This is a genomic window from Aureimonas sp. SA4125, from assembly GCF_019973775.1.
Taxonomy (GTDB): Bacteria; Pseudomonadota; Alphaproteobacteria; order Rhizobiales; family Rhizobiaceae; genus Plantimonas.
This window is the reverse complement of the sequence record NZ_AP025032.1, coordinates 4,171,227-4,186,169: the sequence shown is the minus strand read 5'-3', so window position 1 is coordinate 4,186,169 and position 14,943 is coordinate 4,171,227. Positions and strand designations below refer to the sequence as shown.

General features: G+C 66.7%; 14 protein-coding genes. 9 read left to right on the top strand and 5 right to left on the bottom strand.

The annotated features are described in order from the left end of the window. Positions 1-38 precede the first annotated feature (38 nt). On the bottom strand, positions 39-314 hold the full coding sequence (locus tag Sa4125_RS19845) for a hypothetical protein (protein ID WP_224000884.1): 276 nt from the start codon (positions 312-314) through the stop codon (positions 39-41). A gap of 355 nt (positions 315-669) precedes the next feature. Here Sa4125_RS19845 and aroQ point away from each other — a divergent pair, with 355 nt between their 5' ends. Together aroQ and Sa4125_RS19835 are read left to right on the top strand one after the other, a co-directional pair. Further along, positions 670-1,119 (top strand): type II 3-dehydroquinate dehydratase, encoded by a 450-nt coding sequence (aroQ, locus tag Sa4125_RS19840; protein ID WP_224000882.1) that lies wholly within the window; start codon positions 670-672, stop codon positions 1,117-1,119. Positions 1,120-1,260: 141 nt separating this feature from the next. Next, positions 1,261-3,414, top strand: a complete 2,154-nt coding sequence (locus Sa4125_RS19835) for a histidine kinase dimerization/phosphoacceptor domain -containing protein (protein ID WP_224000880.1) — start codon at positions 1,261-1,263, stop codon at positions 3,412-3,414. On the opposite strand, the gene Sa4125_RS19830 is transcribed toward Sa4125_RS19835, so the two are convergent. The 4 genes from Sa4125_RS19830 to Sa4125_RS19815 form a co-directional block, all read right to left on the bottom strand. Continuing rightward, positions 3,415-3,939, bottom strand: a complete 525-nt coding sequence (locus Sa4125_RS19830) for a biliverdin-producing heme oxygenase (protein ID WP_224000878.1) — start codon at positions 3,937-3,939, stop codon at positions 3,415-3,417. An 85-nt stretch (positions 3,940-4,024) separates the two neighbouring features. Further along, on the bottom strand, positions 4,025-4,540 hold the full coding sequence (locus tag Sa4125_RS19825; RefSeq protein ID WP_224000876.1) for a hypothetical protein: 516 nt from the start codon (positions 4,538-4,540) through the stop codon (positions 4,025-4,027). Positions 4,541-4,566: 26 nt separating this feature from the next. Further along, on the bottom strand, positions 4,567-5,091 hold the full coding sequence (locus tag Sa4125_RS19820; RefSeq protein WP_224000874.1) for a TadE/TadG family type IV pilus assembly protein: 525 nt from the start codon (positions 5,089-5,091) through the stop codon (positions 4,567-4,569). A gap of 2 nt (positions 5,092-5,093) precedes the next feature. Continuing rightward, entirely contained in the window at positions 5,094-6,515 is a 1,422-nt protein-coding gene (locus Sa4125_RS19815) for a TadE/TadG family type IV pilus assembly protein (protein ID WP_224000872.1), read from the bottom strand. Between the two features lie 167 nt (positions 6,516-6,682). On the opposite strand from Sa4125_RS19815, the gene Sa4125_RS19810 reads away from it, so the two are divergent. From Sa4125_RS19810 to Sa4125_RS19780, 7 genes are all read left to right on the top strand, one after another. Continuing rightward, positions 6,683-7,789 carry a transporter substrate-binding protein gene (locus Sa4125_RS19810; RefSeq protein ID WP_224000871.1) on the top strand — a complete coding sequence of 369 codons (1,107 nt, stop codon included), beginning with the start codon at positions 6,683-6,685 and terminating at the stop codon, positions 7,787-7,789. Beyond that, on the top strand, positions 7,786-8,400 hold the full coding sequence (locus Sa4125_RS19805; protein WP_224000869.1) for a transcriptional antiterminator: 615 nt from the start codon (positions 7,786-7,788) through the stop codon (positions 8,398-8,400). The genes Sa4125_RS19810 and Sa4125_RS19805 overlap by 4 nt, the downstream gene beginning before the upstream one ends. Continuing rightward, on the top strand, positions 8,397-9,293 hold the full coding sequence (locus tag Sa4125_RS19800; RefSeq protein ID WP_224000867.1) for an ABC transporter permease: 897 nt from the start codon (positions 8,397-8,399) through the stop codon (positions 9,291-9,293). Before Sa4125_RS19805 ends, Sa4125_RS19800 begins: the two co-directional genes overlap by 4 nt. Next, positions 9,293-10,213 carry an ABC transporter permease gene (locus tag Sa4125_RS19795; RefSeq protein WP_224000865.1) on the top strand — a complete coding sequence of 307 codons (921 nt, stop codon included), beginning with the start codon at positions 9,293-9,295 and terminating at the stop codon, positions 10,211-10,213. Before Sa4125_RS19800 ends, Sa4125_RS19795 begins: the two co-directional genes overlap by 1 nt. 29 nt (positions 10,214-10,242) lie before the next feature. Beyond that, entirely contained in the window at positions 10,243-11,868 is a 1,626-nt protein-coding gene (locus tag Sa4125_RS19790; protein ID WP_224000857.1) for an ABC transporter substrate-binding protein, read from the top strand. Next, positions 11,858-12,802 (top strand): acetamidase/formamidase family protein, encoded by a 945-nt coding sequence (locus Sa4125_RS19785; protein ID WP_224000855.1) that lies wholly within the window; start codon positions 11,858-11,860, stop codon positions 12,800-12,802. The genes Sa4125_RS19790 and Sa4125_RS19785 overlap by 11 nt, the downstream gene beginning before the upstream one ends. Positions 12,803-13,013: 211 nt before the next feature. Next, positions 13,014-14,828 (top strand): ABC transporter ATP-binding protein, encoded by a 1,815-nt coding sequence (locus tag Sa4125_RS19780; protein ID WP_224000853.1) that lies wholly within the window; start codon positions 13,014-13,016, stop codon positions 14,826-14,828. Positions 14,829-14,943 lie beyond the last annotated feature (115 nt).

Sequence of the window (14,943 nt, the reverse complement as noted above, 5' to 3'; positions counted from 1 at the left end):
CGTCGGTCCGTCGGGACGGCAGCGCACCCCGGAAAGCTTCAGACGGCGCCGGGCTCGAGATGCGCCAGGCTCTGCTGGCCCGAAACGCGCTTGCGGCGACCGACGAGCATCATCGGCACGCTGGCGAAGGACAGGACGAGTGCCGCGGAGGCGAAGAGACCGATGGACGGGTTTTCCTCGGCGGCCGTCGTGTACAGCATCAGATAGGCCTCGTAGGCGAAGGCCGGGGGGCAAACGGTGAAGAGCAGCGCCCCGGCATAGCCAAGAGTGCGAAAGCTCGAGGTGACGAAGGAATCGTGGGTCGGGGTGATCATCGGAATCTCCTGGCTGACGCGAGGCTATGACAGCGCAAGCTTGCGCCAGGCCGTCGGCGGAGCCGAACCGGAACGGCTGCGTGAGGGCCGCCGGCAGGCGATGAGGCTGCGGGCAAACAAGGCTGCCGGGACGAGCGCCGCGGCCAGCCGGCCGCCCGGAAACGGCGGCTGCCGGCGAAGACGGCCGGCGGCCGGGGAGGGCGGCCACGGCAACGCGACTGCCGACCGGCCACCTGTTGCGAGCAGGACCTGTCCCCGTCTAGGACTTCATGTCGGCGACGCGCGAGCCGGCGGCATGCGGCAGGGCCGGCTCTTGCGTCTGCAGGGGCGGATGCGCCCGATCCAGGGGATGACCATGACCAGACCGATCTTCATTCTGAACGGCCCGAACCTCAACCTTCTCGGCAAGCGCCAGCCGGAGATCTACGGGCGTGAAACGCTTGCCGACGTCGAGGGCGAATGCCGGCAGCAGGCGGAGACGCTCGGGCTCGCCATACGCTTTCACCAGAGCAATGCCGAGTTCCAGATCATCGACTGGATCCACGAGGCGCGCGAGGCGGGATCGGGCATCATCATCAATCCCGCCGCGTTCACTCACACCTCGGTCGCCATTCTGGACGCCCTCAACACGTTCGACGGCCCTGTACTGGAAGTCCACATTTCCAACGTCCACAAGCGCGAAGCGTTTCGCCACCACTCCTATGTCTCGCTGCGCGCTGAAGGCGTGATCGCCGGCTTCGGCGTCGAGGGGTATGTCCTGGCCGTACGGCGGATGGCGACGCTGCTCGGTATGGCCAAGGTCTGATCGAACCGCATCCGGCTCGGGCCCGAATCCGGTCTCTCCTCTGCAAATCGGCCCCTCGGCACGAAGGAACAATGGAACCCGAACACGCAAGAAATCTTAGGCGTCTTCACATCGGTGCGATTCGAAGACCAGAGGTGTTGTGTGGGCGATGCGAAATCCAAACTGACCAAGGCCTATGATCTCTCCAACCTCGGCGGCGATCTGACGGTCTGTGATCGGGAGCCGATCCATATTCCAGGGTCCATCCAGCCACACGGGCTGCTCCTGGTGGTCGATCGGCAGACCATGCGGGTCGTCGCCGGTGCTGGCGATCTCGAAACGCGGCTGGCCGTGAATTGGCTCGGATCGGATCTCGAGACGCTGATCGGCAAGGCTGCGCCTCCGGGCGGTTCCGCTCACGCGCCGGCGGTAATCGAGGTCGAGGGGCGCGGGGAGAAGTTTGACGCGGTCTTCCATCAGTCCGCGCCGCACCTTGTGGTCGAGCTCGAGCCGGTTGCCGACATCCGGCGTTCGGCGAGCGCGGTCCTGGCCTATCTCGACCACGCCGGCACCGGCTTTGGCCGCGCCTGCGACCTCGGCGCCCTGTGCGACCAGGCGGCGACAGTCTTCCGTGACCTCACCGGGTTTGACCGGGTCATGATCTATCGCTTTCTCGAGGACGAGACCGGCACCGTCGTGGCGGAAGCCCGTGATCCGGCCCTCGGCTCCTTTCTCAATCATCATTTTCCCGCCTCCGACATCCCGAAGCAGGCGCGCGCCCTTTATGTGCGCCACCACGTCCGGGTGATCCCGGATGTCGGCTATGACCCGGCGCCCTTGCGCCCCGCAGGTTTCGCTGGGCTGGACCTCAGCGACGCATCGCTGCGCAGCGTCTCACCGATCCACATCCGTTACCTCCAGAACATGGGCGTCTGCGCTTCCGCGTCGATCTCAATCGTCAAGGACGGCATGCTGTGGGGGCTCGTCGCCTGCCACCACCGCACGCCGCGCAATCTCGCCGTCGACATGCGGGCTGCCTGCGGGGTTCTGGCCGGGGGACTCGCCCGACAGATCCGCGCCCGGGAGGAGGCCGAAATCTACCGCGAGCGCTTGCGTCTGCGGGCGGCAGAGGATGCGATCGTGGCGCGTCTGGCCCGCGAGGGCATGGACTCCGAACTCTCTCTGTCGAGCCTCTCTGAACTGCAGAGGATGCTGGGGGCCGACGGCTTTGCCCTGGTGCAGGGGCGCGACGTGCGCCCGACCGGCAGCTGTCCGGACGCCGCGGCGATCCTGGCGATTGCAGTCTGGCTGCAAGCCCAGAGCGGACCCGATCCCGTTGCGACGGATCGACTGTCCCGCCTCCACGCGCCGGCCGAGGCCTACCGCGAAACCGCCAGCGGTCTTCTCTCTGTCACCCCGCCGGGCCAGCCACCGATCGCCTACCTGTGGTTCCGGGCCGAGCGGGTCGAGGTGATCAAGTGGGCAGGCGATCCGCACAAGGCCATAGTCCAGGCCGAGGGCGAGATCCTCAACCCCCGCGCCTCCTTCGCCGCCTGGAGCGAGACCGTCCGCGGCGCCGCACGGCCCTGGACGCTCGGCGAGATCGAGGCGGCCGGAAGGCTGCGCGACGCGGTGGTCAAGGAGCGGCAGAGCCGGCGTCTCCAAGCGCTGAACCGCGAGCTCACAGCGACATTGGCCGAGAAGGAGGGCCTGCTTCGCCAGAAGGACTACCTGGTGAAGGAAGTGAACCACCGGGTGCAGAACAGCCTGCAGCTCGTATCCGCCTTCCTTTCCATGCAGTCCCGCGCCTCGAAGGATCCGGCCGTCGTCAGCGAACTCGACGAGGCGCAGCGCCGGCTGACCGCGGTCGCCCTCGTGCACCGGCGGCTGCATCAGGACGACAATGTCGAACTGATCGATCTCGGTCGTTACCTGGAAGAGCTGTGCGAGGATATGCGCCGATCCATGGGGTCGGAGTGGAGCGACCATTTGAAGGTCGATCTCGCCCCGATCCTCGTGCCGGCCGATCGCGCGGTCAGCACGGGACTGATCTTGACCGAGCTCATCATCAATGCCCGGAAATACGCCTATGACGGCGAGCCCGGCAGGATCTCCATCGTGCTCGAGCCTTATCGCAGCAGTTTCCGGCTGATCGTCGCCGACGAGGGGCGGGGCATGCAGGCTCCCGAAATGGGTTTCGGGACAAGGATGATCCGCGCGATCGTCGAGCGGCTGGACGGCAACATCAGCTACGACAGCAACGGTCCGGGCCTTCGGGCGATCCTGACGGCAGCCGTCGGTGTCGCGCACGCCTGATCAGGCGATGGCCAGGGGACGTCCCGCCGCTTCGGCATAAAGGTTGAAGACAAAGCGCGCCCCGGAGACCATGGCCGCCTGCGCCGCCTCGGTCTCGCCCGCGGCGTCGAGCGCAGCCAGAAGCGTCCGCCATTCGCCCCGCAGATGCGTCGCGCCGAGAAACGCGCGTGGCAGATCGGGGCCGACACGGCGCGCCAGCATGCCGCCGCCGAGCCGGGATCCCTCGAGCACGTAGAGCGCGCCCAGAAGCGCTTCCTCACCATCCAGTCCCTCGACCGTCAGCGGCTCGGGAACGACGGCATCGAGCGAAGCGAGGTCGCTGGCGAGAAGGTGGCCGCGAGGGCGGAAGGGTAGATGCAGCGCTGTCGCCAGCCGCGCTTCGAGCGGCAGCAGCACCCGTGCCTGCGCCAGGAGAAAGTGGCGGTAGTCCTCGGCCCGGCCGAGGTCGAAGCGCCCGAAGGCGGCATCGACCATTTCGTGAGCGTCGGCGGTGCCATGGCGAAGAACGAGATGGGCAGGCGTCACGAGAGTCCCGAGCGTGGCGAAAGAACCTGTTCTACGCTGACGGCCCCGCGCTGTCATCTCGGCAGGAAGGGGCCGGCCATCCGGTTCAATCCGTCTTCACGACGGCAGCCGTAAAGCGCGGGCGGTTGATCGACAACTGGTCGTGCGTACCGTCGATCAAGCCGGCGATCGAAACGAGAGGTCGATAGGCCACGTGCGACTCGACCAGAAGGAATGAGTCGCCGTCGGCGATGTCGGGAAGGCTGGCGATGGGAATGGTCGCCGTGGTCATTTTGACGAGCGGCGCGACCGCATAGGACCAGTCGACGCTGTATTTGCCCGCGGTTTTCTTGACGCTGGTCATTCGCATGGTCCGGCTGGGGGCGTCGGCCGGCGTCATCTTGGCGAAGAGCTGCGTCATGTTGGCGAGAATAGTGTTGTCGACGGTCGTCTGGCGGGACAGGAGATCCCCGATGGTGAAGGTCGCCTTTTCGCACCGGCCGCTGTCGCGCAGCAGGCTGAACAGCGTCACCGACCCGAGGAGCAGCAGCGACAGGGTGGGCGCGATGATGGCGAACTCGATGGCTGCGATGCCGCGCCTGTCGCAAGCGAATGCCCGCATCGTGCGCCGGCGAGAAGTCCGTTTCCTCATCCCGGTTCGTTCATGAAGGCGGAGGTGGAGACGAGACGATAGCCACCGGTGGAGTCCTTGGGCAGGGCGAGGGCCAGTCCCATCAGCGGGGTCACGGGATCGACGACGGCGCAGGCCCGCACATACATGATGGAGGCGCGCTCGCCGTTGCTGAAGCGCAGGGTCGGATTGACCGCGCCGGATCGGTCGACGCAGCGTGCGGCGTCGGTCGGAAAGTCGGCGGGCGTATTGATCTGGACCATCTCGACGGACAGAACGTTCCGGCAGTCGAGAATGACCGGCGTTCTCGAACAGATGGCGGAGCGGATCGCATCCTGAGTCTTCGGCGCGTCTGCCGAGCCCAGCCGCACGAGGCGGATGGTCTGGTCGAGAGCACGATCCAGCATCATTCCCTGCGTCATGGTCCAGCCCGCCTCGATGGTCGAAAACACCAAAGCGAAGAACAACGGAGCGACGAAGGCGAACTCCACGGCCGTCGCCGCCTTACGATCCTTCAGAAGACTCTTGAGCGCGCGCCGCATGGTCACCCGATCAACTTGATCTTCTGGATGGCCGTCGCAATCGACTGAAACGCGTTGGTGATATCCAGTCCGTCGACGCGATAGGCGTAAGACGCGTTGCTGGCGCAGGCGGCAAGATTCTTGGCGACATTGTTGTCGCTGATCTTGAAGGCGATGGTGAAGACGGTGACGCCCTTCGACTTGGCGTAGTCGCAGATCTGCTTGTACTGATTGCTGACCTGGCCGGCGAAGATCTCGCGATGATCGGCGGATGCGCTGATGTTCTTGTTCGTCACGGCGTTGGTAGCCAGGCTGGCGGGACGTGGCTGGAAGCCGATCTGGCCGTCGGTCATCAGAACGATGAACTTGAGCGTCTCGATGTCCCCGAAGGCGGCAGGGCGGCCGACGAATTCCGCGGGGATGGGTGCCAGTTTCTTGGCTGCAATGCCGCTGATGGCCGGACGCATGGCGGGGTCGAGAAGCAGCGTGGCCCATTTCATCCCGTAGGCCGTGCCCGTGCCGTCGAAGGGCTCAAGAGCGTCGATCCGGCCCTTCAGATAGACCGGGTCATTGGAAAGATAGGCAACGGAGGCGTCGTCCGTCGGGCACCACCACGGCTTCTTACCCTTTGCGTTGTAGTTGTAGTAGGTGAAATGCGGCACCTGATCGCGTGTGGGGAAGTCCGGTACGCCGGCGCCGAAGTCGGTTCCGAGCATTTCGAAGCAGGAGCTGTAGGTGTGGCGCCTGACATAGCTGGATTGACCGGCCGCGCTGGAGCCGGCCGCAAGGTAGTCGAAGACACCCTGGCCAAGGTTTACCTGTCCGGCGAAGGGGATGATGCTGACGGAGGTGACCGGGCGAACCTCGGCCTTGAGGATCGTGTCGACGAAGCTCTTGGCCGCCGGCTTTAGCTGGACCATGCCGCCATTGTCGTACATCGAGCCGGAGATATCGAGAACCAGCGACAGTTCGACTTTCTGGCGCGTTTCCTGCGCCGCGGCCGAAGCCGGAACGGTCAGCGTGCTGAGGCCGGCCAGTTGCAGGAAGGCTGTGTTGTAGGAAAGGCTGGCTGTCGCGGTCACCTTGCGGGAATTGATCGTCCGGTCTTCCGTGACTTGAAGCGCCACATTCCGACCGGGGATTGCCGAGGCGAGATAGTTGGTCACCGTCTGTTGGGCGGTCTGTGTCTGCGACAGGGCTGCTGCGGCCAGAACGCCGCGGTCGAGGGCGTCCTGCAGCTCGGTCCGAAGCTTTTCGTGTTGGATGAAGTCGACCGCGCCGCCGGCCGCCACCGTCATCGGGACGAGGAGCAGGGCCATCATCAACGGCAGGTTTCCCGTGCGAGACCTCGCGAAGCTGTGCAAGCGTTTTGTTGCCACCGTCAACCTCTCCAAAGCGTATCGCAAGGGTGCAGTAGAAAAATTAAAGCTCAGTGAATGGGGCAATGCCTATTTTATCAACTTGCGCCGATATCGTGCAGGTCGCCTTGACAGGCGTGTCCCTCCGGCTACTGTGGCCCGACATACCGGCCCCGTTGCCGGACGGCATCCTGGCCCCGATCGTCCCACGCTTCAGTGTGCAGGACGGCGGGGCCTTTTCATTTGGAGAGGCCTTGCTTCGCAAGCGCATTGAACTCGGGCTGCTTTTCTCGCGCTCCGGCAACTACTCGCTCTTGGGCGAGGCCTGCCGCCACGGGGCGATGATGGCGGTCGAGTCGGTCAACGCCGATCCGAAGGCGTCCGTGACCTTCGTCCCGGTCGAGCGCGACCCCGAGGGGCGCATCGATGCCTATGCGCCGCTCTGCGAGGACATCCTCAAGCGTTCCGGCGCGCGGCATGTCGTCGGCTGCATCACCTCCTGGAGCCGCAAGGAAGTCATCCCGGTGCTGGAGAAATGCGGCGGCATGCTCTGGTATCCGGCGCCCTATGAGGGGTTCGAGGCAAGCGAGCACGTCGTCTACAGCCATGCCTGTCCGAATCAGCATCTCGTGCCGCTGATCGCCCATGTCATCCCGCGTTTCGGCCGCGACGCCTTCCTGGTCGGCTCCAACTATATCTGGGGCTGGGAGATGAACCGCGTCGCCCGCGACCTCGTGGCAGACGCCGGCGGCGAAGTGCGTGGCGAGCGCTACCTGCCGATGGGCGATACCGATGTCGCCAGGCTCATCGACGAGATCCGCGCTACGGTGCCGAACTTCATCCTCAACAACCTGATCGGTCCCTCGTCCTACGCCTTCTTCAAGGCCTATGCCGCGCTCGGCGCCTCGGATTCGCGCTTCCTGCCGGAGCGCCGGCCGATCGTCAGCTGCAACCTCACCGAGCCCGAATTGCCGGCTCTGGAAGGCAGCGGCGAGGGGCACCTGTCGATCGGGCCGTTCTTCCATGATGCCCAGTCCGCGCAGTCCGGCCCCACTTCGTCTTTCATGGCCGCCGCCCATTCAGCCGTCACGGTCCTCGCAGAGACCATCACCCGCACAGGCAGCGACGCGCCGCAGGCGACGGCCGGCGTGTTCGGAGGCCACATCTTCACCACCGCTCTCGGCCGGATCGCCATCGACCGCCAGACCCAGCATTCCAGCCTCCCGGTCAAGCTCGGCCGGATCCGCGGCGTGGGGTTCGAAGTCCTGGAATCCAGCCCGCTGGTTGCACCCGATCCCTATCTCTCGCGCTACGATCCGCACACGCTGTTCGCACGGCCCGGCCTGAGGGTGGTGCAATGAGCCGCCGTCCCCGCATCCCCAATCTCGGCGGCCGCCGTGCCGTCGTCCTGCACCGGCCGCACCAGACGGTGGCGGCGATCCTGCGCCAGCTGGCGGCCATCGGCCTCGAGGTCGAGGAATGCTGGCCGGATCTGCGGGCGTCCGCGATGGCTGCCGACTTCATCTTCTTTGATGCCGATCTCGGCTTCGACGCGCAGTTCCCCTGGGCTCCCGGCGAGGCGCCGATGCCGCTCGTGGCACTGATCGGCTCGGAAGCGCCGGGCCGGATCGAATGGGCACTGTCGCACCGCGCGGATGCGCAACTTCTGAAGCCGGTCGGGCATGCCGGCGTCTATTCGGCGCTTCTCATCGCCCGCCAGGGCTTTGACGCCCGGCAGACGCTGGCGCGCGAGGTCGCGATGCTGCGCGAGCGGGTCGGCGAGCGTCAGAGCGTCGTCAAGGCGGTGGTGGCGCTGTCCTCCGCCGGTATCGGCGAGGAGCAGGCCTTTGCTCAGTTGCGCACGCTCGCCACGGGCTGGCAGGTGACGATCGAGGAGGCGGCGCGTCGCATCAATGCGCTGAAGCAGGAAGCCGGGACGACCGGCGATAGCCGGCACGGAGGTCGCTCGTGAGCACCTCCGCCGCCCCCATCGCCATTTCCGCCGGTCCCGTCGCCGCGGGAGTCTGGGCGCGGCTCCTCCGGCGCAAGCTCGCGGTCTTCGGCCTCGCCGTCATCGGGCTCATCGTCCTTGCCGCGATCGCCGCGCCGTGGATCGCGCCCTTCGACCCGAACGAGCAGTTCTTCGACGGACTCACTATCGAGGGCGCGCCGCTCGGGCCGACCGCTACCTACTGGCTCGGCACCGATCTTCTCGGGCGCGATCTCCTGACGCGGCTCCTCTACGGCGCGCGCAACTCGCTGATCATCGGCATCGTCGCCAATGGCGCGGCGCTCCTCATCGGCACGGCGGTCGGCGTCGTCGCCGGTTACGTCCAGGGCTGGATCGGCGGGCTGATGATGCGTTTCACCGACCTGATGATGGCCTTCCCCGCGCTGCTCCTGGCCATCTGCCTGGCCGCGGTTCTCAGCCCGAGCCTCTGGATCGTCGCGCTCGTCATCGCGCTGGTCAACTGGGTGCAGGTGGCCCGCGTCGTCTACGGCGAGACGCGGGCCCTGGCGGAGCGCGAATACATCGCCGCCGAGCGCAGCCTCGGTGCCGGGCCGATCCGCATCCTCTTCCGCCACATCCTGCCGCACCTGACATCGACGGTCATCGTCTATGGCACGCTCGGCATCTCGACGACGGTGCTGCTCGAGGCGACGCTGTCCTATCTCGGCGTCGGCGTGCAGCCGCCGGACGCCTCCTGGGGCAACATCATCTTCGAGAACCAGACCTATTTCCAGGCGGCGCCCTGGCTGGTGTTCTTCCCCGGCGCGATCATCCTCGTCGTCGCGCTCGCCTTCAACCTCGTCGGCGACGCGCTGCGCGACGTGCTCGACCCGACCGAGCGGGGGCGCGACTGATGGCCGTCTATCTTCTGCGCCGGCTGTTCCAGGCCGTCCTCATCCTCGTCGGCGTCTCCTTCGTCACCTTCGCGCTTCTGTATCTTCTGCCGGCAGATCCCGTGCGGCAGATCGCCGGCCGCACCGCCTCGCCGCAGATGGTCGAAAACATCCGCGCCCAGCTCGGCCTCGACCAGCCCTTCCTCGTCCAGTATTGGCGGTATTTCCTGGGCCTCTTGCAGGGCGATCTCGGGCGCTCCTACCTGCAGCGTTCCGAGGTTGCCGAACTGATCGGCGCGCGGCTGCCGGCGAGCCTTCTCCTGATGGCCGCGGCGATCGGCACCGAACTCGTCATCGGCGTCTCCATGGGGCTGATCGCGGCGGTGCGGCGCGGCAGCGGCACCGACCAGGCGCTGATGGTCGCCTCCTTCGTCGGCGTCTCGGCGCCGCAATTCGTCGTCGGCCTGCTCCTCCTCTATATCTTCGCTTACCAGCTCGGCTGGTTCCCGATCGGCGGCTACGGCACCCCTAGCCATCTCGTTTTGCCGGCGTTGACGCTCGGCATCATCGGTGCCGGCTGGTATTCCCGGATGATGCGCTCGTCGATGATCGACGTGCTGCGCCAGGACTATATCCGCACCGCCAGGGCAAAGGGCCTCGGTCGCGGCACCATCCTGATCCGGCATGCCCTCCCCAACGCCATCCTGCCGGTGATCGCGATGATCGGCATCGACATCGGCCTGTTCATGAGCGGGATCGTCGTCGTCGAGGGCGTGTTCGGCTGGCCCGGCATCGGCCAGCTCGCCTGGCAGGCGATCCAGCGCGTCGACCTGCCGATCATCATGGGCGTCACGCTCGTCTCCGCCGTCGCCATCGTCCTCGGCAATCTCCTGGCCGACCTCCTCGCCCCTTTCGTCGATCCGCGCATCAAAATGCGCTGAAACCTTCCGTCCAACCAAAGGAAACCCTGATGAAGACCTTTCTTTCGCTTGGTGTCGCCGCTTCTGCGCTGATGATCGGCTTCGCGCCGCTGCCGGCGGCCGCACAAGGCACGGCCGGCGGCGAGATCATCGTCGCCTACAAGGACGATGTCGCCACCCTCGACCCGGCCATCGGCTACGACTGGCAGAACTGGTCGATGATCAAGAGCCTGTTCGACGGGCTGATGGACTATGAGCCGGGCACGACGACGCTCCGGCCGGGCCTTGCCGAAAGCTACGAGATCTCGCCCGACGGCAAGACCTTCACCTTCGTCCTGCGCGAGGGCGTCAAGTTCCACAACGGCCGCGTGATGACCGCCGAGGACGTAAAATACTCGCTCGACCGCGTCACCAATCCGAAGACGCAGAGCCCCGGCGCCGGCTTCTTCGGCGCCATCGCCGGCTTCGACGCCATGGCCGACGGGACCGCCGAGAGCCTGTCGGGCGTGACGACGCCGGATGCCAAGACCGTGAAGATCGAGCTGTCGCGTCCCGACGCGACCTTCCTGCACGTGATGGGCCTCAACTTCGCCTCCGTCGTGCCGAAGGAGGCGGTGGACGCTGCCGGCGCCGATTTCGGTCGTCAGCCGGTCGGCACCGGTGCCTTCAGCCTCGCCGAGTGGACGCTCGGCCAGCGCGTCGTGTTCAAGAAGAACCCCGACTACTGGCGCGCCAACGTGCCGAGCCTCGACGGCATCACCTTCGAGATCGGCCAGGAGCCGATCGTCGCCATGCTGCGCCTGCAGAATGGCGAGATCGACATTCCCGGCGACGGCATTCCGCCGGCGAAGTTCACCGAGGTCATGGGCAATCCGGAAACGGCCGAACGCGTCGTCGAGGGTGGCCAGCTGCATACCGGCTACATCACCATGAACACCCGGATGAAGCCCTTCGACGACGTGAAGGTTCGCCAGGCCGTCAACATGGCGATCAACAAGGACCGCATCGTTCAGATCATCAACGGCCGCGCGGTGCCCGCCAACCAGCCGCTGCCGCCCTCGATGCCCGGCTATGTCAAGGATTTCGCCGGCTACAAATACGATGTCGCGGCCGCCAAGGCGCTGCTCGCCGAGGCTGGTCATGAGGGCGGCTTCGAGACCGAGCTCTTCGTCGCCAACACCGACCCGCAGCCGCGCATCGCCCAGGCGATCCAGCAGGATCTCGCCGCCATCGGCATCAAGGCCTCGATCCAGTCGCTGGCGCAGGCGAACGTCATCGCCGCCGGCGGCGCGCCGGAGGGCGCGGCGATGATCTGGTCGGGCGGCATGGGCTGGATCGCCGACTTCCCCGATCCGTCCAATTTCTATGGTCCGATCCTTGGCTGTGCCGGCGCCGTCGAGGGTGGCTGGAACTGGTCCTGGTACTGCAACGAGGCGCTCGACAAGAAGGCGGTGGAAGCCGATTCCATCGCCGATCCGGCGCGGGCCGAAGAGCGCTTCAAGCTCTGGGGCGAGATCTACACCGCCATCATGGCCGATGCGCCCTGGGTGCCGGTGTTCAACGAGCAGCGCTACACCATCAAGTCGGCGCGCATGACGGGCGCGGACGCGCTGTTCGTCGATCCCGTCAACATCCCGGTCAACTACGACTACGTGTCGGTGTCCGATGTGCAGTAACTGCAACTACACGATCCACGGCCGGCAGCATCATTTCGGCTGGGACAACGCATTCGAGCCGGCGGCGCGCGTCGCCCCCGGCTCGACCATCGAGTTCGAATGCCACGATGCCTCGGCCGGGCAGCTGACCCCGGCCTCCACCGCCGCCGATGTCGCGACGCTCGACTTCGGCCGGATCAACCCGGTCTCCGGGCCGATCTTCGTCGAGGGGGCCGAGCCCGGCGACGCGCTGAAGGTGACGATCGAGGCCTTCAAGCCGTCGGGCTTCGGCTGGACGGCGAACATTCCAGGCTTCGGGCTTCTCGCCGACGACTTCAAGGAGCCGGCGCTGACGCTCTGGCACTACGATACCGCGACGATGGAGCCGGCGGCCTTCGGCGCGCACGGGCATGTGCCGCTGAAGCCCTTCGCCGGCACGATCGGCAACGCGCCGGCCGAGCCGGGCCTGCATTCCGTCGTGCCGCCGCGCCGCGTCGGCGGCAATCTCGACATCCGCGATCTCTCCGCCGGCACAGTGCTGTACCTGCCGGTGGAGGTCGCGGGCGCGCTGTTCTCGGTCGGCGACACGCATGCCGCCCAGGGCGACGGCGAGGTCTGCGGCACGGCGATCGAAAGCCGGATGAACACGGTCCTGACGCTCGACCTCGTGAAGGGCGCGAACCTCAAAATGCCGCGCTTCACCACGGCCGGGCCGGTGACGCGCCACCTCGACGCCAAGGGCTACGAGGTGACGACGGGGATCGGCACCGACCTGATGGAGGGGGCAAAGCGCGCCGTCGCCGACATGGTCGAGCTGCTCGCCGCCCGCTACAACATGAACCCGGTCGACGCCTACATGCTCGTCTCGGCCTGCGGCGACCTCAGGATTTCCGAGATCGTCGACATGCCGAACTGGGTCGTCTCGTTCTACTTCCCGCGCTGCGTCTTCGAATGAGGGCAGGTCTTGCCTGGGGCTGCGGCGCCGTCGCCCCCCCCTCTGCCCTGCCGGGCATCTCCCCCTCAAGGGGGGAGATCAAGGGCTCGGACGGCTTCGCGCCTTGGAAACGGTGGCGACGAGAGGCACCATCCATCGATCTGCCGATCTCCCCCCTTGAGGGGGAGATGTCCGGCAGGACAGAGGGGGGTGTCTCGCACCCGCATCTGCCATGATCCTCAGCACCACGCGTCCAAGTCAGGCTGTAACTTCCAAGATCACATCCGATGCGGTCCTCCGCGTCGAGAACCTCACCGTTTCCGTCGGCGGCAGCGCTGAGCCGAAGGCGGTGGTCAGCGACCTCTCCTTCACCCTCGCACGTGGCGAGACGCTGTGCATTGCCGGCGAATCCGGCTCGGGCAAGTCGATGACGGCGCTGGCCATCATGGGACTTCTGCCAAAACCCGCCGCGCGCATCGCCGGCGGCGCGATCCGGCTCGGCGACACCGATCTCGCCACCCTCGACGAACGCGGCCTGCGAAACATCCGCGGCGACCGGGTGGCAATGATCTTTCAGGAGCCGATGACCTCGCTGAACCCGGTGCTGACCATCGGCCGGCAGCTGACCGAGGCGATCCGCGCGCACCGCGACGTTTCCGCCGCGCAGGCGCGCGAAAAGGCGATCGCGGCGCTCGAGGCGGTGCGCATTCCCGATGCCGCGGCGCGCCTGTCGCAGCATCCGCACGAACTCTCCGGCGGCATGCGCCAACGCGTCATGATCGCGATGGCCCTGGCGCTCGAGCCCGACGTCCTCATCGCCGACGAGCCGACGACGGCACTCGACGTGACGGTACAGGCGCAGGTGCTCGGGCTCCTCAAGGAGTTGCAGCAGACATTCGGCACCGCCATCATCCTCATCACCCATGACATGGGCGTCGTTGCCGAGATGGCCGACCGCGTCGTCGTGATGCGCCAGGGACAGGTGGTGGAGGAGGGGGCGGTCAAATCGCTGTTTGCCGCGCCCACACATCCCTATACGCAGGCGCTTCTCGCGGCCGTGCCGCGCATGGGCGCAGGCGCCGGGCGTCAGGCGACGCTTGGGACGGCCAATTCGGCTGCGCCTGCCACGGCGCTTTCGCCTGTGGCGATGCTGAACGACCTCACCGTGCGCTTCGACCTCACCGGCGGCCTGTTCGGCCGGGTGCAGCGGCAGGTGCACGCGGTGGCCGGCGTCAGCCTCGCGATCGGCGCCAACGAGACCTATTCCCTCGTCGGAGAATCGGGCTGCGGCAAGTCGACGACGGCGAAGGCGCTGGCGGGGCTCGTGCCCTACGAGGGCGACATCGTCGTCGGCGGCCGCAACATGGGCGGGCTCGACGCCAAGGGGCGCAAGGCGATGCGCCGTGACGTCCAGATGATCTTCCAGGATCCCTTCGCCTCGCTCGATCCGCGCATGACCGTCGGCGATCTCGTCGCCGAGCCGCTGGTCATCCACGGCATCGGCGACAAGGCCGAGCGGCGCGAGCGCACCGCCGAGCTCTTTCGCCGCGTCGGCCTCTCGCCCGACCAGACCAGCCGCTATCCGCACGAGTTCTCCGGCGGCCAGCGCCAGCGCATCTGCATCGCCCGCGCCTTGGCGCTGCGACCAAAGCTCATCATCGCCGACGAGAGCGTTTCCGCGCTCGACGTCTCGGTGCAGGCCCGGGTGCTCGACCTCCTGCGCGAGCTGCAGGCCGAGTTCGGGATCGCCTATCTCTTCATCTCGCACGACATGGCCGTGGTCGAGAATATCTCGACCCATGTCGCGGTGATGTATCTTGGCCAGATCGTCGAGCGCGGCACCCGCGACCAGGTCTTTGGCGACCCGCGCCATGCCTATACCCGCCGGCTCATCGCGGCGGTGCCGCAGCCCGATCCGACGCGCCGACAACTGGCGGGCTTGGCGCGCATGGACGGCGAGATCCCGAGCCCGGTGCGCCGCGTCGGCGATCCGCCGGTTCGCCTCGTGCTCGAGGATGTCGGTGGCGGGCACATGGTGGCGGCCTGACGGGGAGGCGCGGGAGGCAAACGCGTCGGCGCTCTTCCGGCGCGCCAAGCCGGCGCTCAGCAGGATCGAAAAAGGCATCCAGTGGAAATCATGCTGGGGGATCAAATGCCGCATC